The organism is Oryzomicrobium sp. (assembly GCF_036820405.1).
In the GTDB taxonomy this organism is placed as follows: Bacteria; Pseudomonadota; Gammaproteobacteria; order Burkholderiales; family Rhodocyclaceae; genus Oryzomicrobium.
Window position 1 is genome coordinate 214,839 of record NZ_DAISLS010000001.1, and the last position, 23,731, is coordinate 238,569.

Consider the following 23,731-nt stretch of genomic DNA (forward strand, 5'->3'; position numbering starts at 1 on the left):
CAGCGGGGTTTTTCTTTCCAGCCCGTCAAAAATACAAATTGTGTTTCTTCAACAGATTTTCCGCTCCTGGCAATCCACTGACTCTAACCCAATCTTTCGGGCTACCGACCCCCTCGGGGAGATCTTTTGGAATTTTCGCACCATGTGCCAGCAATGTTTCAACTAATTTCAGTGCGACATCCTGACTCCCGAAATGCTGGCCGGCACCACATTTTTCTCTAACCAGCCGCGGAGTTCCACCCAATCCTTGAGGAGTACCCACACCCAAGGGCTTCAAGGTATCTGACTCACACTCGTTGGCTATATAGACTTGGCGCAACGCAAAAAACAAGGGAGGCACACTGGACTTCAAGGCATTGACGTCACCGCCGGCATCAATCAGTTGCATAACCACGCCAAACTGATCATCAACCGTCGCGAGCGCAGTTAAATACCCAGCCTTTTGCATCCTCCTGGCCTCAAGTGCCGCGCTGACAACGTTTCCTTTGGGTTTTATCCCCTGACTCAACAGAAATGAAACCCCCTCGGCATTCGTAAAGTTTGAAGCCACTATCAAGAACTCACTTCCCCACACCTGCCATTGGTTGTTTTTTCCCGCATACTCGCGCACCAACTCCAGACGCTGCCTGTAGTCCTCTTTGACGAACAGGAAAAAATCGCCTTGGGGCGATCCGGATCTGATTCTTTTCAGAACATTGGTACTCGGCCGAAACAAGCCACTGATCACCACTTTTTTCCGGGCAGCCGGCCATGATTCAAATTGCTTGCTCAACAAAAGAGGCTTTAGGTAATCAGCTGGAAGTTCGGCCACGACTTCGTCAACTTCTTCTGCTTCCCAAGCATCGGGGCGCTTAGGATTGCTCATATCTTCCGAAAGAAGAAGGCCAACAACTCCTTCCTGGCTTTCTGTCCTGAGAATCTTTAGTGCTTGATATACCGTTACTTCTGCAAATGAATTCATTGCAAAAAAACAAAAAAAGCAACCAACCAATATTTTTTTCATCATCCCCTTCCCATACAAAAAGAACGATGTCATTTTTATCATCACCTATAAAAACTTACAAGACACGAAAGAACAAGGGCCGATCATTTGATCGGCCCTTGTTCTTTCAATGCACTTACCAGGAAGGATTCAATCCAGCTTGAAGAACCCAATCGTCTCCTGCAAGCGAACTGCCTGGCCGTGCAGCTCCTGGGCCGTGGCCGAGAGTTCTTCGGAGGCGCTGGCGTTGTGCTGGGTGGCCTGGCTGACCTGGACGATGGCGGTGGAGATCTGGCCGGCGCCGGTGGCCTGTTCCTCCGAGGCCAGGACGATTTCCTTGACCAGGGCGGCGGTCTTTTCGATGTTGGGCTGCATCTGGCCGAACAGGCCGCCGGCCTTTTCCGCCAAGGCTACGCTGCCGGTGGCCAGTTCGCCGATTTCCTGGGCGGCTTTCTGGGAGCGCTCGGCCAGCTTGCGCACCTCGCCGGCCACCACGGCGAAGCCCCGGCCCGCCTCGCCGGCCCGGGCCGCTTCGATGGCGGCGTTCAGGGCCAGCAGGTTGGTCTGGTAGGCGATCTCGTCCACGATGCCGATCTTGTCGGCGATGCGCTGCATGGCCTCCACCGTGGCCCGCACCGCCTCGCCGCCGGCGCCGGCATCCTCAGCGGCACGCACGGCGATGGTTTCGGTGGCCCGGGCGTTGTCCTTGTTCTGCTCGATGCTGCTGGCCATCTGCTCCACGGCGGCGGTGGTTTCATCCACGCTGGCCGCCTGTTCGGAAGCGGACTGGGACAGAGAGTGGGAGGTGCTGCTGACCTGGTCGGAGGCGCTGGCCAGGGCCTCGGCGCTGGCGCGCACTTCCAGCATGGCGGCCTTGTTGCGGCTGATCATCTTGTCGGCGGAGCGCATCATCTGGGCGATCTCGTCCTTGCCGTCGGCCTCGGCATGCACCGTCATGTCGCCTTCGGCCAGGGCTTCGAGCACGTTCTGGACCTGTTTCACCGGGGCGAGGATGCCGCGCACCACCCACCATGACAGGGCCACCAGCAGCACCAGGACCACCGCCGCCACGCCGCCCTGGCGGACCACGTTCTCGCGGAACACCTGATCCACATCGTCCACGTAGATGCCCGAACCGACCACCCAGCCCCAGGCGGGGAAGGCCTTCACGTAGGAGATCTTTTCCACCGGCACGTCGCTGCCCGGCTTGGGCCAGACGTAACTGACGAAGCCCTCGCCCTTGGCCTTGGCCACTTCCGACATTTCGCGGAAGAGATGCACGCCGTTGGCGTCCTTGGCGTCGGACAGGTTCTTGCCCTCCAACTCGGGCTTGATCGGGTGCATCACCGACCCGGCATCGAAATCGTTGAGAAAGAAATACTCGTCGCCGCCGTAGCGCAGCCGGCGCACCGCGGCAATGGCGGCGGCCTTGGCCTCGTCCTCGCCCAGGGCGCCGCTGGTCTGCAGGGCGTAGTAGTGGGACACCAGGCCGTGGACCGTTTCGACCACGTGGCGGGTCTTGAACTTGCGGTCTTCCAGCAGGTTGTCGCGCAGCTGGGCCAGGCCCATGGCGATGCTGGCAACGATGCCCAGGGCGGCCAGGGCCACCAAAAGGGTCAGTTTCCAGCCCAGTTTCAGGTTCTTCATTATCGTTTTCCCCTTGCCGGCCGGCGGTTGGCGGCCGTGTCGCTTCCTCGTTGGCGGGACTCCGGGCCAACGCGCCCGGAAGTGCAGGCGGTAGAATGTCGGCCTTTGTCGGAATCTGCAATATCCCAGCCGCGTTTTACACGCGCCCGCGCACTCCATGAGGCGCCCGGCGCGACGCCGTGGATAGCTCCTGCCCCCTCCCATGCCCCACGCTCCCGCCTCGTCTTCCCTGCTCGACCGCAGCCTGGCTGCCGTCTGGCACCCCTGTACCCAGATGCGCCACCATCTGGAGGCCGGCGCCAACGCCCTGCCCCTGATCCCCATCGTGCGCGGCCAGGGGCTATGGCTGTACGACGATTCGGGCCGGCGCTTTCTCGACGGCATCAGTTCCTGGTGGGTTAACCTGTTCGGCCACGGCAACTCACGCATCAACGCGGCGCTGCGCGACCAGCTGGAAACGCTCGAACACGTCATCCTGGCCGGCTTCACCCATGAGCCGGTGGTGGAACTCTCCGAGCGCCTCTCGGCCCTCGCCGGCGGCGCCCTGGGCCACGCCTTCTATGCCTCCGACGGTGCCTCGGCCACCGAGATCGCCCTGAAGATGTCCTACCACTACTGGCAGAACACCGGGCACCCGGCCAAGCGCCGCTACGTCTGCGTCGCCGGCAGCTACCACGGCGAAACCGTGGGCGCCCTGGCGGTCACCGACGTGGCCCTGTTCAAGGACGCCTACGGCCCCCTCACCCACCCGGCCTACGTGGTGCCCAGCCCGGACGCCCGCCTCGCCCGGGACGGCGAGAGCGCCGCCGACGTGGCCCGCCGCGCCGCCCAGGGGCTGGAGGCCCTGTTGGCCGAAGAGCACGAGCACATCGCCGCCCTGATCGTCGAACCCCTCATCCAGTGCGCCGGCGGCATGGCCATGCACGATCCGGAGTACCTGGTGCAGGCCCGCGCCCTGTGCGACCGCTACGGGGTTCATCTCATCTGCGACGAGATCGCCGTGGGCTTCGGCCGCACCGGCACCTTCTTCGCTCATGAGCAGGCCACCGTGGCCGGCGCGCCGATCCGCCCGGACTTTCTCTGCCTATCGAAGGGCATCACCGCCGGCTATCTGCCCCTGTCGGTGGTATTGAGCACCGACGCCATCTACGCCGCCTTCCTTGACGAGCGGCTGGCCCGAGGTTTCCTCCATTCCCACTCCTACACCGGCAACCCCCTGGCCTGCCGGGCGGCCCTGGCCACCCTGGACATCTTCGCCAGCGACGACGTGATCGCCGCCAACCGGGCCACCGCCGCCGCCTTCAGCGAATTGCTGCGGCCCCTGGCCGAGCATCCCCGGGTGCGCCACTTCCGCCAGCGCGGCATGATCTGGGCCGCCGACATCGACACCGCCGACCCGAGCTTCGGCCGCCGTTTCTACCGCGAGGCCCTGGCCCGTGAAGTGCTGCTGCGCCCCCTGGGCAACACCCTGTACTTCATGCCCCCCTACATCGCCACGGAAGCCGATCTGGCCTTCCTCGCCCAACGGGCGCTCCAGGCCCTGGAAGCGGCCCTGGCCGCCGGCGACGCGGCGCAGCCCGGCGGTCCGGCCTCGCCCACCTTCGCCGCCTGAACCACATCCATGATCTGGGACGACCTCGACCTCGAACTGGCCAAGCGCCGCGACCAGGGCCTGCTGCGTACCCGGCGCACCCTGCAATCCCCCGCCGGCCCCCACGCCATCGTGGACGGCCGGCCGCTCCTGGCCTTTTGCAGCAACGACTACCTGGGGCTGGCCGCCGACCCCGCTGTTGCCAACGCCATGGCCGAGGGCGCCCGCCGCTGGGGCGCCGGCTCCGGCGCCTCCCACCTGGTGTCCGGCCACCTGGAACCGTTCCAGCAGCTCGAAGACCGGCTCGCCGCCTTCACCGGCTTTGCCCGGGCCCTGACCTTTTCCACCGGCTACATGGCCAACCTGGCCATCGTCCCATCCCTGGTGGGCCGTGGCGATGCGGTGTTCGCCGACAAGCTCAACCACGCCTCCCTGATCGACGCGGTGCAGCTATCCCGGGCCGACCATGTGCGCTACCCGCACAACGACGTGGCGGCCCTGGAGCGCCTGCTGGAAAAATCCACCGCCCGCAAAAAGCTGATCCTCACCGACGCCGTGTTCAGCATGGACGGCGACCTGGCGCCCCTGGCCGAACTGTTCGCCCTTGCCGAGCGTTCCGACGCCTGGCTAGTGGTGGACGACGCCCACGGCTTCGGCGTGCTCGGTCCCCAGGGCCGGGGCAGCCTGACCCACCTGGGCCTGCCCGCCTCCCCGCGCATCCTGCTGATGGGCACCCTGGGCAAGGCCGCCGGGGTCTCCGGCGCCTTCGTCGCCGGCGCGGAATCGGTGATCGAGTGGCTGATTCAGACCGCCCGGCCCTACATCTTCACCACCGCCGCCAGCCCTGCCGTGGCCTGCGGCCTGCTCGCCGCCCTGGACACGCTGGCCGGCCCGGACGGCGACGCCCGCCGCGCCCACCTACAAACCCTGATCGCCCGGCTGCGCGCCGGCCTGGCCGACACGCCCTGGCGCCTGCTGCATTCCGACACCGCCATCCAGCCCATCGTCGTCGGCGACAACCACGCCGTCCTCGCCGTGGCCCAGGCCCTGCTCGACCAGGGCCTGTGGGTGCCGGCCATCCGCCCGCCCACGGTGCCCGCCGGTTCCGCCCGGCTGCGGGTGTCCCTGTCCGCCGCCCATAGCCTGGACGACGTGGACCGCCTAACCGCCGCCCTGGCCGCCGTTGCTGCCCTTGCCCCATGAACATCACGCCCCTCAACGCCCCCGTGGCCCCCGCGCGCCCATCTCTCGCCCTGCTGCACGGCTGGGGCCTGGACGGCCGTATCTGGGACGATCTGCTGCCCCACCTCGCCACCCTGGCGCCTGATCTGCCCCTGCTGCGCGTGGACCTGCCCGGCTACCACGGCACGCCCTACGCCGGCGAGAACGCTGCCGATGTGGCCCGGCAACTGGCCGAGCAGCTGCCCCCCGGCTGCACCCTGGCCGGCTGGTCCCTGGGCGGCATGCTCGCCCAGATGGCGGCGGTCCGGCCGAATAGCCCCATCGCCCGGCTGGTGCTGCTCGGCACCACCCCCTGCTTCGTCAAGCGCGAGGGTTTCGAAGCCGGCCAGCCCCCGGCCCTGCTCGCCACCTTCACCGCCGGCATCCGCGCCCTGCCCGCCGCCGTGGTGCCCCGCTTCGCCACCCTGATCAACCAGGGCGACAGCCGTGCCCGGGACATCAACCGCCTGATCAAGCCCCTCACCCAGGAGCCTCTGCCGGAAAAAGCCGGCCTGCTCGCCGGACTGGCCTGGCTGGGGGAACTGGACCTGCGCCCCCTGGCGGCCACCATCGCCCAGCCCGCCCTGGTCATCCACGGCGCCAAGGACGGCCTGATCCCCTGTGAGGCCGGCCAGTGGCTGGCCGGGCACCTGCCCCGGGCCGAACTGCTGACCCTGCCGGAGGCCGCCCACACGCCCTTCCTGCACGACCCCGCCGGCTGCGCCGCCGCCATCGCCCGCTTCGCCACGGCCGGCGCCGCCGCCGACACCGGCACCGCCACGGCTGCATGAGCCCGGTTTCCGACCGTCCCGCCAAGCATCGGGTGCGGGCCGCCTTCGACCGGGCGGCGCGCACCTACGACGGGGCCGCCATCCTGCAACGCCGGGCCGTGGCCGGCCTGCTGGCACGCCTGGAGGCCGCAGCCCCCGCCCTCGCCGGCCCCCTGCTCGACGCCGGCTGCGGCACCGGCTATGCCCTGCCCCTGCTGGCCGCGCGCTACCCCGGCCAATCCCTGATCGCCGCCGACCTGGCCCCGGCCATGGTGGACGCCAGCCGCAAGGCCCTGGCTGCGCTGAACGCCCCAAGCCAGGCCCAAGCCCTGTGCGCCGACCTGGAGGCCCTGCCCCTGGCCGATGCCAGCCTGGGCCTATACTGGTCGAGCCTGGCCCTGCAGTGGTGCCACCTGCCCACGGCCCTGGCCGAAGCCAGGCGCCTGCTGCGCCCGGGCGGGATGCTGGCCGTCGCCACCCTGGGGCCCGGCACCTTTGCCGAGCTGGCCCAAGCCTTCGCCGCGGTGGATCGGCACCGCCACGTGCTGGCCTTCGACGACGGGGCCGCCATCGCCGCCGCCATCGCCGCCGCCGGCTTTGCCGACCCGTACCTGGAGAGCGAAACCCTCACCGTCCATTACCCGGACCTGCCCAGCCTGCTCGCCGCCATCAAGGCCGTGGGCGCCAACCAGGTGGGCCCCGGCCGGCGCACCGCGCCTCTGGGCCGGGCCGGCCTGGCCCGCCTCACCGAGGCCTACGAAGCCCTGCGCACGCCGCAGGGCCTGCCCCTGAGCTACCGGGTGGTCTACGCCCTGGCCCGTGCCTGAACCGGGCAGCCGGCGCGACGGGCCCGGCGCCTTCACTCCTATTTCCCGACAGCCATGAACGCCCCCCGCTCCTTCTTCATCGCCGGTACCGACACCGAGATCGGCAAGACTTTCACCACCGCCCTGCTGTTGCGCAGCGCCCGCCTGGCTGGCCTCACCGCCCTGGGCATGAAGCCGGTGGCTGCTGGGGTGGACGCCAACGGCCGCAACGACGACGTGGAAGCCATCCTCGCCGCCAGCAGCTTCCAGCCCCCCCGGGACGACGTGAATCCCTTTCTCTACCGGGCCCCGGTGTCGCCCCACATTGCCGCCCGGGACGAAGGCCGGCCGGTGGATCTGGCCACGATCGCGGCCGCCTACCGGCGCCTCGCCGCCCAGGCCGACCTGGTGCTGGTGGAAGGCGTGGGCGGCTTTCTGGCGCCCCTTTCCGACACGCAAGACGGCGCCGACCTGGCCCGGGCCCTGGGCCTGCCGGTGATCCTGGTGGTGGGCCTGCGCCTGGGCTGCCTCAACCACGCCCTGCTCACCGCCGAGGCCATCGCCGCCCGGGGGCTGCCCCTGGCCGGCTGGATCGGCAACCACGTGGACCCGGCCATGGCTCGCCAGGAGGACAACGTGCGCTACCTGCGAGACCGCCTGCATAATGCGTTCGGCCTGCCCTGCCTGGGGCTGACGCCCCACCTGGCCGAACCCGCCGGCCCAGCCCGGGAAGCCCGGCTCGACATCATCGCCCGCACCCTGCGCCTGCCCGGCCAGCCCTGACTACGTCCCGTCCACCCCATGCCCAGCCTCAAGCTCACCCGCCAGCGCCTGCTCATCGCCCTCGTCGCCGTAGCCGTTGTCGTGCTGATCTTCTGGCCCCGGGCCAAGCCGGTGGAAACCGTGACCGTGGCGCGGGGCCCCATCGTCCAGTCGGTGGTGGCCACCGGCCGGGTGACCACCCCGACCCGCATCGAGATCGGCGCTCAAGTCACCGGCACGGTGGAAACCGTCACCGTGCGCGAGGGCGACCTGGTCAAGCCCGGCCAGCTGCTCGTCACCCTGCGCGACGACGAAGCCCGGGCCGCCCAGGTCCAGGCCCAGGCGTCCCTGGTGGAAGCCCGGGCGCGCATCACCCAGCTCGACCGGGTAGCCCAGCCCATGGCCGACCAGGCGGTGCGCCAGGCCGAAGCCAACCTGCGGGTGGCCGAAGCCGAGTACCAGCGCGCCCAAGCCCTGGTGGCCCAGGGCTTTTACAGCGGCTCCAAGGCCGACGACGCGGCACGCAACCTGGACACCGCCCGGGCCGCCCTGCTCTCGGCCCAGGCCCAGGCCGAGGGCAACGCCAAGGGCGGCGCCGAGCGCGCCCTGGCGAACGCCCGCCTGGTCCAGGCCGAAGCAGCGCTGAAGGCCGCCCAGGCCCGCCTCGACAACCAGCGCCTGACCGCTCCGGAAACCCTGGGCGAGGCCGCCCGGGTGCTGACCCGCACGGTGGAGCCCGGCACCATCGCCCAGCCGGGCAAGGTATTGCTGACCCTGGCCGACCAGGGCGAGACCCGCATCTACGTTGACGTGGACGAGAAGAACCTGCGCTACCTGGCCCCCGGCGCCACGGCGCTCGGCGTAGCCGACGCCTACCCGGGGGAACGCTTCGACGCCCGGGTGTATTACGTGGCCCCGTCCATCGACCCCAAGAAGGGCACGGTGGAGGTACGCCTGACGGTGCCCAAGCCCCCCGCCTACCTGCGGCCGGACATGACCGTGTCGGTGGAGATGGTCACCGGGCACAAGGATGACGCCCTGGTGGTGGCCTCCGACGCGGTGCGCGGCGCCGATACCCAGGAACCCTGGGTGCTGGCGGTGCAGGACGGCCGGGCGGTGAAGGTGCCGGTCAAGCTCGGCCTCAAGGGTGTGGGCAGCAGCGAGATCGTCGCCGGCGTCCAGGCCGGCGACATCCTGGTGGTGGCCCAGGCCGCTGCCGGCCCCGGCGACCGGGTCAGCGCCCAGCCCCGGGCCGTCGGCCCCCGGCGCAATTTCGACGTGCCGGGTCTGTCGCGTTGAGCGCCGCTCCATCGGTCCCACCAATCCTGGATACGCCGCCATGGCCCGCCTGATCCGCCCCGGCCCCCTGCACCTGCCCTTCGAGTGGCTGGTGGCCCTGCGCTTTCTGCGCGAGGGGCGGATGCAGACCTTCCTGATCCTGGCCGGGGTCACCGGCGGGGTGGCGGTAGTGATCTTCCTCACCCAGCTGATCAACCAGCTCCAGGGCACCATCATCGACAAGGTGCTGGGCTCCCAGGCCCACGTGGTGATCAAGCCCTTGGACGACCTGACCCGCCGCGCCCTGCCCGCCGACGCGCCGGTGGCGGCCACGGTGCAACCCCGGGCCCAGCGGCTGCGCCCCCTGGACCAGTGGGAGGCGGTGGCCCGCCTGGCCGAGGCCACCCCCAACGTGGTGGCCGTTTCGCCGGTGGCCAGCGGGCCGGCTTTCGCCATCCGCGGCGGCGCCAACAAGTCGGTGGCCCTGATCGGCATGATCCCGGAGCAGTACCGCCGGGTGGTGAAGATGGACGACTACATGACCCAGGGGCGCTTCGACGTTTCCGGCACCAACGCCCTGATCGGCGTCGACCTGGCCAAGGACCTGGGGGTAGGCCTGGGCGACAAGCTGCGGGTGCTGGCCGCCGACGGCCGGGACGAGACCCTCACCGTCACCGGCCTGTTCGACATGGGCAGCCGGGACATCAACCGGCGCTGGGTGTTCATCACCCTCAAGCTGGCCCAGACCCTGCTCGACCTGCCCGGCTCGGTATCCAACATCGACCTCACCGTCACCGACATCTTCGTCGCCGACCAGGTGGCGGCCCGGCTCGGCAACCAGACCGGGCTGACGGTGGAATCCTGGATGCTGACCAACTCGGGCCTGCTCACGGCGCTGACCAACCAGAGCGTCTCCAACAACCTGATCCGCACCTTCGTCATCCTCATCGTCGCCCTGGGCATCTCCAGCGTGCTGGTGGTGTCGGTGGTGCAGAAGCAGAAGGAGATCGGCATCCTGCGGGCCATGGGCACCAGCCGGCAGCGCATTCTCACCGTGTTCCTGCTCCAGGGCGGCATCGTCGGCGCCATCGGCTCGGTGGCCGGCACGGCCCTGGCCTTCGGCCTGCTGCACCTGTTCTCCCACATCTACAAGGCGCCGGACGGCTCCCAGCTGTTCTCCGCCCAGCTCGACCCGATGCTCGCCCTGGCCGCCTGCGGGCTGGCCACGGCGGTGGGGGTGGCCGCCGCCGCCCTGCCGGCGCGGCGCGCCTCCCGCCTCGACCCGGTCCAGGCGATCCGCGTATGACCCCGGGTACAACCGCCACCGCCGACGCCGGCGCACCGATCCTGGAACTGCGCGGCATCCGCAAGTCCTACGGCATCGGCACGCCGGTGGAGACCGAGGTGCTGCATGGCATCGACCTGACCCTGGGCGAGCACGAGTTCGTCGCCCTGACCGGCCCCTCCGGCTCGGGCAAATCGACCCTGCTCAACCTGATCGGCCTGCTGGAGACGCCCACCCAGGGCGCCCTGCGCATCGCCGGGGACGAAACCACCGTCCTCGACGACACTGCCCTGACCCGGCTGCGCGGCCGCGCCATCGGCTTCGTCTTCCAGTTCCACCACCTGCTGCCGGCCTTTTCGGCCTTGGAGAACGTGATGATGCCGGCCATCATCCACCAGGGCATCGCCACCGACGAGGCCACCGCCCGGGCCGAGGAACTGCTCGCCGCCGTGGGCCTGGCCGGGGCCGGACAGAAGAAGCCGGGGGAACTGTCCGGCGGCATGCAGCAGCGGGTGGCCATCGCCCGGGCCCTGTCCACCCACCCGCGCCTGCTGCTCGCCGACGAGCCCACCGGCAACCTGGACACCAAGACCGCCGACGACATCTTCGAGTTGATGCGCCACTTCAACCGGGAACAAGGCAGCGCCTGCCTGATCGTCACCCACGACCCGCGCCTGGCCGCCCGCTGCGACCGGGTGATCGAGCTAGTGGACGGCCGCCTCACCGCCTGAGCCATCCCGCCCCTTCGTGAAAGTCGGCGCCAGGCTTGGCTTTCCGGGCACATGCCGCCAAGGTCGGCCACCATGGCCGATCTCCAGCCACCCATCGCCGAAAACCGCGCCAATGCTCATTATCCGGGCGGTTCGTCATATGGCTGAACCACCAGGGATTTTTCACCTTATCCACAGACTGACGCACAGAAACTGTGGGCAAGCGCCGCCTTCCCCGCCGCGAGGCAATGGTAGGAAATGGCTCGGACATGGACGGCGCCTCGCCCCGGCCGTTATGCTCACGGCGTTCCCGCCCCGATCCGGGGCGCCGTGCCATTTCATCCAGGAGCGACCATGACCTTCGTCGATGCGATCAAAAGCGGCTTCACCAACTACCTCAACTTCGAGGGCCGGGCCTCCCGGTCCGAATTCTGGTGGTGGGTGCTCTTCGTCTTCCTGGCCACCCTGGTCACCACCCTCATCCACCACCTGTTGGGCAACCTGTTCTCCCTGGCGGTGCTGCTGCCCGGCCTGGCGGTCACCGCCCGCCGCCTCCACGACATCGACCGCAGCGGCTGGTGGCAGCTGGTGGGCATCATCCCGGTGATCGGCTGGCTGGTGATGGTCTACTGGTGCCTCCAGCCGGCCCGGGAACCCAACCGTTTCGGCACGGCATGACCCGGTGCGCCATGCTAGCTTGAAGGAAGCCGCCGGCGCTTCCGGCGCCGGCGCCCCCCATCCCCATAGAGCCCTTGCCATGGAAAACGCCATCCACAAACTCAGCGACCTGTTCCGCCAGCTCGGCCTGGCCGACGACGCGGAATCCATCGACGCCTTCATCGCCGCCCACCGCCCTCTCCCCGCTGGCACGCCCCTGGCCGACGCGCCCTTCTGGAATCCCGCCCAGGCCCAGTTCCTGCGCGAGGAACTGGGGGACGACGCCGACTGGGCCGAACTGGTGGACGAACTGGCGGCCCGGTTGAGCCGTTGAACCTCCGAGCCGCTGAGGCGATGCCGTTTCCCGACGCTCCCGTCCTGCTGACGGTCATCCTGATCGCCAACAGGCCGATCTGCACCCGCCTCATGCGGATTTGCTTCGGCAATCCCAACGGCTTCGCCCAGGCCCTGGGCTACAGCTCCCCGACTGGCGGGCACTGCGCATGCACCGTTTCTGGGAAAACCAGTGGGCCGACCTCCGCCTCGCCGCCCTGCTGCACGACGGCGGGTACAGCCACGTGATGCGCTGCAAGCCGGCCGGCCCCTGAGTTCACCCGTCCCTTCGCCATGCCCCCCATCGCCACCTTCCTCGACGGCCGCATCGCCATCCACGTCGGCGACCTGACCCACCACGACGTCGACGCCCTGGTCAATGCCGCCAACGCCACCCTGCTCGGCGGCGGCGGCGTGGACGGCGCCATCCACCGGGCCGGCGGGCCGGCCATCCTGGAGGCCTGCCGGGCCATCCGCGCCAATCGCTGGCCCGACGGCCTGCCCACCGGCGAGGCGGTGATCACCCCCGGCGGCAACCTGGCGGCGCGCTACGTCATCCACACCGTCGGGCCGGTCTACGGCCGCCACGACGGACGGGAGCCGAAACTGCTCGCCAACTGCTACCGCAACGCCCTGGCCCTGGCGGCAGGCAACGGTCTTGCCAGCCTGGCCTTTCCGGCCATCTCCACCGGCGTCTACGGCTATCCGGGGGACGAGGCGGCCCAGGTGGTCTCCACCGCCCTGCGCGACGCCCTGACGGAACAACCTGGGCGCACGCCCCTGGCCGCCGTGGCCGAAGTCCGCCTGGTATTCTTCTCCGCCGAGGCGGCGGCGGCCTTCCTCGACCACCAGCGTTTCTAGCGCCATGCCCGACCTGGTTTTCCGCCTGGCGCTGCTGGCCCTGGCCTGGCTCGCCTACTTCGCCCTCCATTCCCTGCTCGCCTCCCTGCCGGTCAAGGGCTGGGTCGCCCGGCATCGGCCCGGGGCCATGCCCGCCTACCGGCTCGGCTTCAACCTGGTGGCCCTGGTCACCCTGGCCTTGCCCCTGGGGCTGCTCTACGGCACGCCCTGGCCGCCGCTGTGGCGCTGGCAGGGCGTTGGCGCCTGGCTGGCCGACGGCCTGGCCCTGGCCGCCGTGGCGGGCTTCGCCTGGTCCCTGCGCTACTACGACGGGCAGGAATTCCTCGGCCTGCGCCAATGGCGCGGCCGGGTGCGCCAGGCCGAGGACCAGGAACGTCTGTGCCTCTCGCCCCTGCACCGCTGGGTGCGCCATCCCTGGTACGCCCTGGCCCTGGTGCTGCTGTGGACCCGCCCCATGGACGCCGGCATGTTGCTCACCGCCCTGCTCGCCACCCTCTACTTCGTCGCCGGCTCACGCCTCGAAGAGCGCAAGCTGATCGCCCGCCATGGCGACATCTACCGGCACTACCGGGCCTGCGTCCCGGCCTTTGTTCCCCGCCCCTGGCGGCGCCTCACCCCGGCCCAGGCCGAATCCCTGTTACGCCAGCAAGGTTGAAGGGAAAGCGGCCCCTGGGCTATGCTTCGCCCCCATGCGCCGCCTTCTCGTCCTCTTCCTGATGGTGATCTTCCCGCTGCAGTCCGTCTGGGCCGCGGTGGGCAGCCTTTGCCAGCACGAAGCGGGACGCACCGCCCAGCAGCATCTCGGCCACCACGCCCACCAGCACCGGCAAGCGGCTGGCATCGGCGCCGACGATGCCAGCCAGGTCATGGCCGATGCGGCCTTCGCCGCCTGCCCCCACGACAAGGCCGGCCATGGTAGCCACGGCCACGACGGCACGCCGGCCGACCATGCCGCAGCTGGCACCGGCCACGCAAGCGGTAGTGCATCCGGCAACGGCTTCGACGGCGATTGCGGCACCTGCCACCTGAGCTGCCTCAGCCTGGTTCTCCTCCCTCCGCCCCTGCCCGCTCTGGGCACGGGCTCGACCCCGCCGCCACGGGCGGTCCCTGCCTTCCTCTCCGCCGTTCCCGACGGGCCCGAACGGCCCAACTGGGCTCCCGCCGTCTGACCGGCGGGACCCGAACGCACCTTCCCCTGCGCTGACCGGCGCGACGGCCTGACCGTCCCCGGCCCCGGTTCCACGCCGTCCAGCCCCGCTCGCCCGTCTTGCGCGCCGGCCCATGCCGCGTGCGGGCCGGCCAAGCGGAATGGACGGTACGCAACCGACTAGCCGCAGCCCCCTGGCGCCCCACGCGCCCCGCGTTTTCCCCCGCCGGATTCCTCCTCCCCGTTTTGCTTTTGGAGAATCCGATGCGTTGGAACGTATCACCCCGACCCGGCAGCCGCCCCCCCGGCCTGGCTGCCCCGGCCATGCCAGAGCGCCCGATCCGCATCGCGCGCATCGTCCGGCTGGCCCTGGCCGCCCTGCCCCTGCTGGCGGGCGGTGCGGCCACCCCGCTGCTGGCCGCGCCAACGGCCGCCGCCCCTTCACCTCCCCCGTCCATCGGCCAGCCTGGTACCGCCGCGCCACGCCGCGCCATCGGCCTGGCCGATGCACTCGCCGCCGCCTGGCAGCGCCATCCCGCCGCCCGGGCCCTGAGCGCCCGGCTCGACGCCTTTGCCGCCCGGGAGGATGCGGCCGCCAGCCTGCTGGCGGAATCGCCCTCCCTGGCGGCGAGCAACCGCAGCGACAAGCTCAACCGCAACGCCGGCGTCGCCGAATGGGACGTGTCCCTGGCCCTGCCCCTGTGGCTGCCCGGCTACCAGTCCCGCACCCTGGCTCTGGTGGAATCCGAACGCGACGCCTTCGCGGCCCTGGTGGACCAGGCCCGCTGGCGCCTCGCCGGCGAGGTGCGGGAAGCCTACTGGCTGGCCCGCCTGGCCGAGAACGAGCGGATCGTCGCCAACCGCCGCGCCGAGGACGCCGCCCGCCTGAGCGAGGACGTACGCCGCCGCGTCGCCGCCGGCGAACTGGCCCCCATGGACCTGAACCAGGCCCGGGGCGCGGAACAGGCCGCCCTGGCGGCCCAGGCCGACGGCGAGGCCCGGGCCCACCGGGCGCGCCGCGCCTTTTCCGCCCTCACCGGCCTTGGCGCCCTGCCCGAGGAAAGCGCCGCCCGGGAATCGGCCGTCTCAACTCCGGCCCCGGCGCCCGCAGTGCCCTCCACCGCAAGTGTCCCCCTGGCCGCGGACGACGCCGGTTTCGACGCCCCCCTCGACGAGCGGGAAGCCGCCCATCCGGCCCTCTCGCCCCTGGTGCGGGCCATCGAGGCGGCCCGCTCCCGCCTGGCCCTGGCCCGGGGCAACGTGCGCGACGCACCGGAGCTGACCGTGGGCGTGCGCCGCGAGCGGGACAGCTTCGACGGCCCCTGGCTCAACTCCGCCACCGTCGGGGTGCGCATCCCCCTCTCCACCGGCGCCCGCAACCGGCCGCGCATCGCCGCCGCCAGCGCCGAGCTGACCGAGGCCGAGGCCAGCCTACCCCTGGAACGGGCCCGGCTCGCCGCCGAGCAGGACGCCAGCGCCCGGGAAGTGGAGCAATCCGCCGTCGCCCTGGCCCGGGCCGAGCAGCGCCTGGCCTTGGCGGTGGAAACCCAGCGCGAATACGCCCGGGCCTTCCAGCTCGGCAACATCGACCTGCCCCAGCGCCTGCGCATCGAATTCGACCGCTTCGACGCCGAACTGGCCGCCGCCCGGGCCCGCATCGAGGCCGCCCGGGCCGTCGCCCGGCACAACCAATCCCTGGGACTCCTGCCATGACCTTCCCTACCCCCCTCTTCGGAAAGCCGCGCCAGTGCTCGATCTCCGGGCAACCGGCCGGGAAAGCCGCGCCCCTGCTCGCTCTCACGGTCGGCCTTACCCTGGCCGCCATGCCGGCCCTGGCCCACGAGGGCCACGACGCCCCGGCGGCCCCCGCCAGCCGTGGCGCCTCCCCGACCTTCGAGGCCCACTCCGACCTGTTCGAGGTGGTGGGCCGCCTGCAAACCGCCGCCGACGGCCACGGCGAACCCCGCCTGACCCTGTGGCTCGACCGCTGGGCCAGCGGCGAGCCGGTGGCCGGCGCCAGCATCGAGATCGAGGCCAGCCAGGCAAACGGCGACAAGGGCGGCAAGGACGGCGCGCCACTCAAGGCCCAGGCCGAAGCCCGGCCCGACGGCACCTACGCCCTGCCCACCGCCTTCGCCCGGGCCCTGGCGGCCCCCGGCGAGTATGCCCTGACCCTGACGGTGACCGCCGGGGACCAGGCCGACCTGCTCGCTGCCGACTTCGACGTGGCGGCGGACGCCGTGCCCGCCGCCGCCAGCCCCTGGGCCGCCCGCCTCGGCATCGCCGCCGCGACCCTGGCACTGGCCGCCCTTCTCGCCTTCGCCGCGCGGCGCCTGCGCCGCCGAGCCCCCCGTTCCGGGAGCGCCTCATGATCCGACCCATGCCCCATCGCCCTGGCCGTGCCCGGGCTTATCCCACAGCCCCCCTCGCCCCCCTTGCCGCCGCGCTCGCTCTAGCCCTGGCCGCTCTGCTGCCCGCCACCGCCCAGGCCCACGAGGGCCATGACGACGCCCCGCCCCCGGCGGTACGCGGCGACGCACCCCAGCGCCTGCCCGACGGCAGCGTCTTTCTGCCCAAGACCTCCCAGCGCCAGTTGGAACTGCGCACCGTCGTGGCCCAGCCCTCGGCCCAGCCCCAGAGCGTGGAGCTGCCTGGCCGGGTGGTGCTCGATCCCAGCACCGGCGGCCGGGTCCAGGCCATGATCGCCGGGCGCATCGAGTCCCCCGCCGGCGGCCTGCCGGCCCTGGGCGAGAAGGTGCGACGCGGCCAGCTGCTGGCCGCCATCCACCCCTCGGCCTCGGCCCTGGAACTGGGCAACCAGGCCGCCCAGGCGGCGGACTTCCGCGCCCAGCTGAAGGTGGCGGAAAAGCGCCTGGCCCGCCTCCAGTCCCTGGAAGCCACCGTGGCGCGCAAGGATATTGAGCAGGCCGAGGCCGAGGTGCAGAGCCTCAAGGACCGGCTCGCCACCCTGTCCGGCAGCCTGCGCTACCACGAGGAGCTGCGCGCCCCGGTGGCCGGGGTGGTAGCCACCGCCAACGCCATCGCCGGCCAGGTGGTGGACGCCCGGGAAACCCTGTTCGAGATCGTCGATCCGGCCGGGCTGCGCATCGAGGCCCTGACCTTCGACCCGCGCCTGGCGGCGCGCATCGCCGCCGCCCGGGCCAGTGCCGCTCCGGGGGAATCCCTGGCCCTGCGCTTCGTCGGCGCCGGCCGGGCCCTGCGCGAGCAGGCCATCCCCCTGCACTTCCAGGTGGACGCCCAGGCGGCCCAAGACGGCGGCGGCACCCTGGCCCTGGGCCAGACGGTGACGGTGCTGGCCCAGACCCGGGACACGGTGAGCGGCGCCCCGGTGCCCGCCGCCGCCCTGGTCAAGAACCCGGCTAACCAGGACGTGGTGTGGGTGAAGGCCAGCGCCGAGCGCTTCGTGCCCCGGCCGGTGCGTTTCGTCCCCCTGGACGGCGCCCGGGTGACCCTGACCGACGGCGTCGCGGCCGGCGAGCGGGTGGTGGTGCAGGGGGCGACCCTGCTCAACCAGGTGAGGTGACCCATGTTCGCCACCCTCGTACAGAAGAGCCTGGCCAACCGCCTGCTGGTGCTGGCCACCGCCGGCGCCCTGATGCTCTACGGCGCCTTCGTCGCCAGCCGCACCCCGGTGGACGTCTTTCCCGACCTCAACAAGCCCACCGTCACCCTCATGACCGAGGCTGGCGGCATGGCCCCGGAGGAGGTGGAAACCCTCATCACCTTCCCCCTGGAAACGGCCATGAACGGCATGCCCGGGGTGAGCGCGGTGCGTTCCGTGTCCTCCGCCGGCCTGTCCTTCGTCTATGTCCAGTTCGATTGGGATATGGGTGGATCGGGCGGTGGCGACATCTACCGGGCCCGGCAGATGGTCAACGAGCGGCTGTCCCTGGTGCAGGAGCAACTGCCCGCCGGGGTGGTGCCGCGCATGGGGCCGGTGTCGTCGATCATGGGCGAGGTGATGCTGATCGCCCTGCCGGTCGATGAAGCCAAGATCAGCGCCATGGCGGTGCGCGAGTACGCCGACTGGGTGCTGCGCCCGCGCCTTCTGACCCTCCCCGGGGTGTCCCAGGTGATCCCCATCGGCGGCGAGGTGCGCCAGTTCCAGGTGCAGCCGGATTCAGCGCGCATGGCCGCCCTGGGCATCACCCTGGACCAGGTGGAAACCGCCCTGCGCGGCTTTGCCGCCAATACCAGCGGCGGCTTCCTGGAGCTGAACGGGCGGGAATACCTGATCCGCCACCTGGGCCGCACCAACCGCCTGGAGGACCTGAAACGCCTGGCCCTGACCGCCCGCAACGGCCAGCCGATCCTGCTCGAACAGGTCGCAAGCGTCGGCTTCGCCCCGGCCATCCGCCGCGGCGACGCGGGCTTCAACGGCCAGCCGGCGGTGATCCTGGCGGTGCAGAAGCAGCCCGCCGCCGACACCATCGCCCTCACCGGGCGGATCGAGGCGGCCCTGGGGGAGCTGGGCAAGTCCCTGCCCCCGGGCATGGCCGCGCCCCAGGTGACCTTCCGCCAGGCCAGCTTCATCGAGTCGTCCATCGGCAACCTCAAGACCAAGCTGCTGGCGGCCGGGGTGTTCGTCGCCGCGATCCTCTTCCTGTTCCTCGGCAACTGGCGCACCACGGTCATTTCCCTGGCGGCCATCCCTCTGTCGCTGCTGGTCACCGCCCTGGTCTTCCAGGTCTTCGGGCTGTCGATCAACACCATGACCCTGGGGGGCCTGGCCATCGCCATCGGCGAGCTGGTGGACGACGCGGTGGTGGGGGTGGAGAACGTGCTGCGCCGGCTCAAGCTCAATCGGGCCAGCGCCGCGCCCCAGGCGGTGGGCAAGGTGGTGCTCGATGCCACCCTGGAGGTGCGCTCGGCCATCCTCTACGCCACCTTCATCATCGTCCTGGTGTTCGTCCCCCTGTTCGCTCTGCCCGGGCTGGAAGGGCGGCTGTTCGTGCCCCTCGGCGCGGCCTACCTGACCTCGATCCTGGCCAGCCTGGCGGTGTCGATCACCGTGACCCCGGTGCTGTCGGCCTGGCTGCTGCCCAAGGTGGCCGAACAGAGCGCCGGCGCCGGCCACGACGACACCCGGCTGGTGGTCTGGTTGAAGCGCCACTACGCCCGCCTGCTCGCCCGGGGGCTGGAAAAGCCCAAGGCGGTGCTGGCAGGTACGGCGGCGGCGGTGCTGCTGGCGGCGGCCTCGGTGCCCTTCTTCCCCACCACCTTCCTGCCGCCCTTCAACGAAGGGTCGCTGCTGGTGGGGCTGCGCCTCAACCCGGGCACCACCCTGACCGAATCGGTGCGCATCGCCCGCCAGGCCGAGGACCTGGTGCGCGGCCTGCCCGGCATCGAGCACGTCGGGCGCCGCTCCGGCCGGGCCGAGCTGGACGAGCACGCCGAAGGCGTCCATGTCTCGGAGCTGGACGTGAAGCTGGCCCCGGACGCCGACACCCGCCAGGTGTCGGCGGCGATCCGCGACAAGCTGGCGGTGCTGCCGGCGGCGGTGAGCCTGGGCCAGCCCATCTCCCACCGCATCGACCACATGCTCTCCGGGGTACGCGCCCAGATCGCCCTGCGCATCGTCGGCGACGACCTGGACGTGCTGCGCGGCGAGGCGGCCCGGCTGCGCGACAAGCTGGCGGCCATTCCCGGCATCGCCGACCTGGAGATCGAGAAGCAGGTGCTGGCGCCCCAGATCAAGGTGCGCATCGACTACGACCGGGCCAGCCAGTACGGCGTTTCCCCGGCGGTGCTGCTGGCCCAGTTGCAGACCCTCACCGACGGCGAAAGGATCAGTCAGGTGATCGAGGGCAACCGCCGCTTCGCCCTGGTGCTGCGCTTACCCGAGTCGGCGCGCAGCGTCGAGGGGCTGTCCAACCTGCTGATCGAGACCCCTGGGGGCCGGGTGCCCCTGGCCCGGCTGGCCAGCATCGAGGATGGCGACGGCCCCAACCAGATCAGCCGCGACAACGGCCGGCGGCGCATCGTGCTCTCGGCCAATGCCCAGGGCCGGCCCCTGTCGGCGGTGGTGGAGGACATCCGCCGCACGCTCGACACCACGCCCCTGCCCGAGGGCTATTTCTTCGCCCTGGACGGCCAGTTCAAGGCCCAGGAGGAAGCCAGCCGCCTGATCGCCGGCCTGTCCCTGGTGTCCCTGGCCCTGATCTTCGTGGTGCTCTACTCGCGCTACCGCTCCACGGCCCTGGCCCTGCTCATCATTGCCAACGTGCCCCTGGCCCTGGTGGGCAGCGTGGCCGGCCTGTGGCTGGCGGGCCAGCCCCTGTCGATCGCCACCCTGATCGGCTTCATCACCCTGGCCGGCATCGCCACCCGCAACGGCATCCTCAAGGTCAGCCACTACGTTAACCTGTGCCGCTTCGAGGGCGAGACCTTCGGTCCGGCCATGATCCTGCGCGGCTCCCTGGAACGCCTCACCCCGGTGCTGATGACCGCCCTGGTGGCGGCCTTCGCCCTGGCGCCCCTGCTGTTCGAGGCCGACCAGCCGGGCACCGAGATCCTCCACCCGGTGGCAGTGGTGATCTTCGCCGGGCTGATCTCCTCGACCCTGCTCGACAGCTTCGTCACCCCCCTGCTCTTCGCCCGCTACGGCCGGGCGCCCCTCGAACGCCTGCTGGCCGACAGCAGCGACGAAACCTTTTAACCCGTTCTTTCCGGAGAAAACTCATGAAAACCATTGCCAACTTCCTGCGCACGTCCGCCCTCGCCCTAGCCCTGGGCGCCGGCCTCGCCACTCCGGCCCTGGCCCACGAGACCCACGGCCAGCCCCAGTACGGCGGCGTCTTCGCCGAGGCCGGCATCTTCCAGGCCGAGCTGACCATGGCCGAAGGCGGCGCCACCGTCTATCTAACCCAGCACGGCCAGCCCATCGCCGCCCAGGGCGCCACCGGCAAGCTCACCTGGCTGGCCGGCGGCAAGAAGAGCGAAGCCCCCTTGGCCCCGGCCGGGGACAACAAGCTCGCCGCCAAGGGCGACTTCAAGGCCCCGGCCACCGCCGTGGCGGTGGTGGCCCTGCCCGGCCAGGCCCCGGCCACGGTGCGCTTCGCCATCAAGTAAGGCCAAGCCCCGGGTGGTTCGGCCGCCCGGGGCGCAGCGAACGGCCCCGCCAGGATTTCAGGAATGCTTGCAGCAATGCCATCAGCTTCACGATGCCCCTTGCCGGACGCGAGGGACGAATTCGCCTTGAAATCCGCCTTACAACCTGAAACAACCCTGCCGGTAGGCTGCCCGTATACTCGCGCCCGCCAGGCAGCCAGGCTTGCTCAAGCCCCTTCAGCCACCCAGCACGCAAAAGACCCAGATCCGGTCCGCATCCCGCGGGCCGTTCCCCTTTTCTGCGAGAGTCCCGTCATGCTGGCGCTGTCACGTCCTCCCCTGCCCCTGCCTCGTCTACTTTCCCTGGCCCTGTCCACCCTATCCACCGTTTCCCTGGGCGCCGCTGCCGCCGACACGGCTGAAACGGCCGATACCGCCCCGGCGGAAAAACGGGCGGCACCAAGCAAGGACAACCGCACCCTGAACGAGGTGGTGGTCTCGGCCAACCGCCTGGACGATATCGAGCAGCGCCGCTACTCCACCGCCGCCAAGATGGTGTTCGGCCGGGAGGAACTGGACCGCTACGGCGACACCTCCCTGGGCGACGTGCTCAAGAGACTGCCCAGCGTCACCATCTCCGGCACCCCGGGACGCGGCGGCGACATCCGCATGCGCGGCCTGGGCAACGGCTATACCCAGATCCTGCTCAACGGCGAGCCGGCGCCCCGGGGCTTTTCCCTGGACAGCATTCCGCCCGACCAGGTGGAGCGGATCGAGGTGATGCGGGCGCCGGTGGCCGAGCACAGCACCCGGGCCATCGCCGGCATCATCAACATCGTTCTGCGCGAGGATTTCGCCCGCAAGCAAAACGACTTCCGCCCCTCGGCCAGCCTGGAAAACGGCCGGCTGCAATCCTTCGTCTCATTGCAGCGCAGCGACAGCGACGGCAGCTTCGGCTACAACCTCAACGCCAACGTGATGCACCGCAACCAGGCCAGCCAGGTGGACACCACCACCAGCGCCCGGGACCTGGGCACCGGCCTGGCCACCCTGCAACGGGACGAGCAGAGCCGCAGCAACACCGTCAGCGACGGTCTGCACCTGTCGTCGCGCCTCAACTGGAAGCTCGACGGCGGCGACAGCCTGGCCCTCAACCCCTTCCTCGCCGTCAACCGGGGCGTCACCACCGGGGACAGCCGGCTCACCGAAAGCATCGGCATCGCGCCCTACAGCACCGCCCAGTGGCGCACCGAGAACGAGAGCACCCTGCTGCGGGTGATGGGCAACTGGAAGCACCGCCTGGAAAGCGGCTCGCGCCTCGACATCCGCTTCAACGCCGGCCTGGCGAGCAGCGACAGCACCACCGACCGCCGCGAGTACGACGGCGGCGGCGCCCTGGCCCACACCAGTTGGAGCAACACCCAGATCCGCGACACCACCTTCAGCACTGCCGGCAAGCTGTCCAACCCGGTAGCCCGGGGCCATAGCCTGGCGGTGGGCTGGGAACTGGAGCGGGGCCAGCGCAAGGAGACCGCCACCACCATCCAGGACGGCGCCCTGCAACTGGCCCAGTTCGGCAGCGACCTGGAGGCCAGCACCACCCGCCTGGCGGCCTTCGGCCAGGACGAGTGGGAAATCTCGCCCCTGTGGTCGGTCTACGGCGGCCTGCGCTGGGAAGCGATCCATACCCGCAGCGACTGGGCGTCCGGCTCGGCCAGCAATGACAGCAGCGTGGCCAGCCCCCTCTTCCACAGCGTCTGGCGCTTCACCGAGGAGAGCAAGGACCAGATCCGCCTGGGCCTGACCCGCAGCTACAAATCCCCCACCCTCGGCCAGCTGGTGCCCCGCCCCACCCTGTCCAGCACCTATCCCACCAGCGTGCAAAACACGGTGGACAAGCCGGACAGCGCCGGCAACCCCAACCTCAAGCCGGAACTGGCCTGGGGCCTGGACCTGGCCTACGAGCACTACCTGGCGGAGGGCGGCATCCTCAGCGCCAGCCTGTTCCAGCGCAACATCGACAACCTGATCCGCAACGTCACCTCGTTGCAGAACGTCGGCTGGTCGCCGACCCAGCGCTGGGTGACCACGCCCCAGAACATCGGCAGCGCCGTCACCCGGGGCATCGAGCTGGAAGCCAAGTTCCGCCTCGCAGAACTGATGGCCGGCGCCCCGCCCCTGGACATCCGGGCCAACGTCAGCCGCTTCTGGTCCAAGGTGGACGGCATCGACGGCCCCAACAACCGGCTCGACCAGCAGCCCACCTACACCGCCAACCTGGGAGCCGACTACCGCCTGCGCAGCCTGCCCCTGACCGTGGGCGGCAACCTCAACTGGACCCCGGCCTTCACCGTGCAGCAGAGCACCACCCAGACCTACACCCAGCAGTTGAAGCGGGTGTACGACGTGTATGCCCTGTGGCAGGTGGACCGGGACACCCGGGTCCGCTTTTCCGCCGCCAACCTGCTGCACGTCGACTACGCCACTGGCACCGCCTACCTGACCGGCACCGGTGAGCAGTCGGTGCAGAGCAGCGCCCGCACCTACCGGGTGTTCTCGGCCCGGCTGGAGATCCGGATCTAAGGCGCCGGGATTCGCGACGGCGCGATT

General features: G+C 70.3%; 21 protein-coding genes. 19 read left to right on the forward strand and 2 right to left on the reverse strand.

Annotated elements, in window-relative coordinates:
- Window positions 1-25: 25 nt before the first annotated feature.
- Both V7Z98_RS01010 and V7Z98_RS01015 read right to left on the reverse strand, forming a co-directional pair.
- On the reverse strand, window positions 26-1,036 hold the full coding sequence (locus V7Z98_RS01010; RefSeq protein WP_334156643.1) for a hypothetical protein: 1,011 nt from the start codon (window positions 1,034-1,036) through the stop codon (window positions 26-28).
- A gap of 96 nt (window positions 1,037-1,132) precedes the next feature.
- Window positions 1,133-2,629, reverse strand: coding sequence for a methyl-accepting chemotaxis protein (locus V7Z98_RS01015; RefSeq protein WP_293261305.1), 1,497 nt, complete (start codon window positions 2,627-2,629; stop codon window positions 1,133-1,135).
- A 202-nt stretch (window positions 2,630-2,831) separates the two neighbouring features.
- Here V7Z98_RS01015 and bioA point away from each other — a divergent pair, with 202 nt between their 5' ends.
- The 19 genes from bioA to V7Z98_RS01110 all read left to right on the forward strand — a co-directional run bounded on the left by bioA (window position 2,832) and on the right by V7Z98_RS01110 (window position 23,704).
- Window positions 2,832-4,241, forward strand: coding sequence for an adenosylmethionine--8-amino-7-oxononanoate transaminase (bioA, locus tag V7Z98_RS01020; RefSeq protein WP_334156644.1), 1,410 nt, complete (start codon window positions 2,832-2,834; stop codon window positions 4,239-4,241).
- A 9-nt stretch (window positions 4,242-4,250) separates the two neighbouring features.
- A complete protein-coding gene (gene bioF, locus V7Z98_RS01025) occupies window positions 4,251-5,423 on the forward strand; it encodes an 8-amino-7-oxononanoate synthase (RefSeq protein WP_334156645.1) in 1,173 nt (390 codons plus the stop codon).
- The gene (locus tag V7Z98_RS01030) at window positions 5,420-6,232 is read left to right on the forward strand and encodes an alpha/beta fold hydrolase (RefSeq protein WP_334156646.1); all 813 of its coding nucleotides are present in this window, start codon (window positions 5,420-5,422) and stop codon (window positions 6,230-6,232) included. The genes bioF and V7Z98_RS01030 overlap by 4 nt, the downstream gene beginning before the upstream one ends.
- Window positions 6,229-7,038, forward strand: coding sequence for a malonyl-ACP O-methyltransferase BioC (gene bioC, locus V7Z98_RS01035; protein ID WP_334156647.1), 810 nt, complete (start codon window positions 6,229-6,231; stop codon window positions 7,036-7,038). Before V7Z98_RS01030 ends, bioC begins: the two co-directional genes overlap by 4 nt.
- A 54-nt stretch (window positions 7,039-7,092) precedes the next feature.
- Complete coding sequence (bioD, locus tag V7Z98_RS01040) at window positions 7,093-7,800, forward strand: dethiobiotin synthase (RefSeq protein ID WP_334156648.1); 708 nt, start codon at window positions 7,093-7,095, stop codon at window positions 7,798-7,800.
- A gap of 18 nt (window positions 7,801-7,818) precedes the next feature.
- The gene (locus V7Z98_RS01045; RefSeq protein WP_334156649.1) at window positions 7,819-9,078 is read left to right on the forward strand and encodes an efflux RND transporter periplasmic adaptor subunit; all 1,260 of its coding nucleotides are present in this window, start codon (window positions 7,819-7,821) and stop codon (window positions 9,076-9,078) included.
- A gap of 40 nt (window positions 9,079-9,118) precedes the next feature.
- Complete coding sequence (locus tag V7Z98_RS01050) at window positions 9,119-10,363, forward strand: ABC transporter permease (protein WP_293261326.1); 1,245 nt, start codon at window positions 9,119-9,121, stop codon at window positions 10,361-10,363.
- The gene (locus V7Z98_RS01055) at window positions 10,360-11,073 is read left to right on the forward strand and encodes an ABC transporter ATP-binding protein (RefSeq protein ID WP_334156650.1); all 714 of its coding nucleotides are present in this window, start codon (window positions 10,360-10,362) and stop codon (window positions 11,071-11,073) included. Before V7Z98_RS01050 ends, V7Z98_RS01055 begins: the two co-directional genes overlap by 4 nt.
- Before the next feature lie 333 nt (window positions 11,074-11,406).
- A complete protein-coding gene (locus V7Z98_RS01060) occupies window positions 11,407-11,730 on the forward strand; it encodes a DUF805 domain-containing protein (protein ID WP_334156651.1) in 324 nt (107 codons plus the stop codon).
- Between the two features lie 79 nt (window positions 11,731-11,809).
- On the forward strand, window positions 11,810-12,043 hold the full coding sequence (locus V7Z98_RS01065) for a DUF2789 domain-containing protein (protein WP_293261335.1): 234 nt from the start codon (window positions 11,810-11,812) through the stop codon (window positions 12,041-12,043).
- Between the two features lie 293 nt (window positions 12,044-12,336).
- The gene (locus tag V7Z98_RS01070) at window positions 12,337-12,903 is read left to right on the forward strand and encodes an O-acetyl-ADP-ribose deacetylase (RefSeq protein WP_334156652.1); all 567 of its coding nucleotides are present in this window, start codon (window positions 12,337-12,339) and stop codon (window positions 12,901-12,903) included.
- 4 nt (window positions 12,904-12,907) lie between these two features.
- Window positions 12,908-13,558, forward strand: coding sequence for a methyltransferase family protein (locus V7Z98_RS01075; RefSeq protein ID WP_334156653.1), 651 nt, complete (start codon window positions 12,908-12,910; stop codon window positions 13,556-13,558).
- A gap of 34 nt (window positions 13,559-13,592) precedes the next feature.
- The gene (locus V7Z98_RS01080) at window positions 13,593-14,072 is read left to right on the forward strand and encodes a hypothetical protein (RefSeq protein WP_334156654.1); all 480 of its coding nucleotides are present in this window, start codon (window positions 13,593-13,595) and stop codon (window positions 14,070-14,072) included.
- Window positions 14,073-14,314: 242 nt separating this feature from the next.
- Window positions 14,315-15,763, forward strand: a complete 1,449-nt coding sequence (locus tag V7Z98_RS01085; RefSeq protein WP_334156655.1) for a TolC family protein — start codon at window positions 14,315-14,317, stop codon at window positions 15,761-15,763.
- Entirely contained in the window at window positions 15,760-16,422 is a 663-nt protein-coding gene (locus V7Z98_RS01090; protein ID WP_334156656.1) for a hypothetical protein, read from the forward strand. The genes V7Z98_RS01085 and V7Z98_RS01090 overlap by 4 nt, the downstream gene beginning before the upstream one ends.
- Before the next feature lie 8 nt (window positions 16,423-16,430).
- Window positions 16,431-17,594: an efflux RND transporter periplasmic adaptor subunit gene (locus V7Z98_RS01095; protein WP_334156657.1), complete on the forward strand. Its 1,164-nt coding sequence runs from the start codon at window positions 16,431-16,433 to the stop codon at window positions 17,592-17,594.
- Between the two features lie 3 nt (window positions 17,595-17,597).
- Window positions 17,598-20,729 carry an efflux RND transporter permease subunit gene (locus tag V7Z98_RS01100; protein WP_334156658.1) on the forward strand — a complete coding sequence of 1,044 codons (3,132 nt, stop codon included), beginning with the start codon at window positions 17,598-17,600 and terminating at the stop codon, window positions 20,727-20,729.
- A 23-nt stretch (window positions 20,730-20,752) separates the two neighbouring features.
- A complete protein-coding gene (locus V7Z98_RS01105; protein WP_334156659.1) occupies window positions 20,753-21,142 on the forward strand; it encodes a hypothetical protein in 390 nt (129 codons plus the stop codon).
- Window positions 21,143-21,436: 294 nt separating this feature from the next.
- Window positions 21,437-23,704, forward strand: a complete 2,268-nt coding sequence (locus V7Z98_RS01110; RefSeq protein ID WP_334156660.1) for a TonB-dependent receptor plug domain-containing protein — start codon at window positions 21,437-21,439, stop codon at window positions 23,702-23,704.
- Window positions 23,705-23,731: the final 27 nt, after the last annotated feature.

Coding starts and splice junctions, on each gene's coding strand:
- V7Z98_RS01010 (WP_334156643.1), bottom strand. CDS start 1,036: ATGACATCGTTCTTTTTGTATGGGAAGGGGATGATGAAAAAAATATTG.
- V7Z98_RS01015 (WP_293261305.1), bottom strand. CDS start 2,629: ATGAAGAACCTGAAACTGGGCTGGAAACTGACCCTTTTGGTGGCCCTG.
- bioA (WP_334156644.1), top strand. CDS start 2,832: ATGCCCCACGCTCCCGCCTCGTCTTCCCTGCTCGACCGCAGCCTGGCT.
- bioF (WP_334156645.1), top strand. CDS start 4,251: ATGATCTGGGACGACCTCGACCTCGAACTGGCCAAGCGCCGCGACCAG.
- V7Z98_RS01030 (WP_334156646.1), top strand. CDS start 5,420: ATGAACATCACGCCCCTCAACGCCCCCGTGGCCCCCGCGCGCCCATCT.
- bioC (WP_334156647.1), top strand. CDS start 6,229: ATGAGCCCGGTTTCCGACCGTCCCGCCAAGCATCGGGTGCGGGCCGCC.
- bioD (WP_334156648.1), top strand. CDS start 7,093: ATGAACGCCCCCCGCTCCTTCTTCATCGCCGGTACCGACACCGAGATC.
- V7Z98_RS01045 (WP_334156649.1), top strand. CDS start 7,819: ATGCCCAGCCTCAAGCTCACCCGCCAGCGCCTGCTCATCGCCCTCGTC.
- V7Z98_RS01050 (WP_293261326.1), top strand. CDS start 9,119: ATGGCCCGCCTGATCCGCCCCGGCCCCCTGCACCTGCCCTTCGAGTGG.
- V7Z98_RS01055 (WP_334156650.1), top strand. CDS start 10,360: ATGACCCCGGGTACAACCGCCACCGCCGACGCCGGCGCACCGATCCTG.
- V7Z98_RS01060 (WP_334156651.1), top strand. CDS start 11,407: ATGACCTTCGTCGATGCGATCAAAAGCGGCTTCACCAACTACCTCAAC.
- V7Z98_RS01065 (WP_293261335.1), top strand. CDS start 11,810: ATGGAAAACGCCATCCACAAACTCAGCGACCTGTTCCGCCAGCTCGGC.
- V7Z98_RS01070 (WP_334156652.1), top strand. CDS start 12,337: ATGCCCCCCATCGCCACCTTCCTCGACGGCCGCATCGCCATCCACGTC.
- V7Z98_RS01075 (WP_334156653.1), top strand. CDS start 12,908: ATGCCCGACCTGGTTTTCCGCCTGGCGCTGCTGGCCCTGGCCTGGCTC.
- V7Z98_RS01080 (WP_334156654.1), top strand. CDS start 13,593: ATGCGCCGCCTTCTCGTCCTCTTCCTGATGGTGATCTTCCCGCTGCAG.
- V7Z98_RS01085 (WP_334156655.1), top strand. CDS start 14,315: ATGCGTTGGAACGTATCACCCCGACCCGGCAGCCGCCCCCCCGGCCTG.
- V7Z98_RS01090 (WP_334156656.1), top strand. CDS start 15,760: ATGACCTTCCCTACCCCCCTCTTCGGAAAGCCGCGCCAGTGCTCGATC.
- V7Z98_RS01095 (WP_334156657.1), top strand. CDS start 16,431: ATGCCCCATCGCCCTGGCCGTGCCCGGGCTTATCCCACAGCCCCCCTC.
- V7Z98_RS01100 (WP_334156658.1), top strand. CDS start 17,598: ATGTTCGCCACCCTCGTACAGAAGAGCCTGGCCAACCGCCTGCTGGTG.
- V7Z98_RS01105 (WP_334156659.1), top strand. CDS start 20,753: ATGAAAACCATTGCCAACTTCCTGCGCACGTCCGCCCTCGCCCTAGCC.
- V7Z98_RS01110 (WP_334156660.1), top strand. CDS start 21,437: ATGCTGGCGCTGTCACGTCCTCCCCTGCCCCTGCCTCGTCTACTTTCC.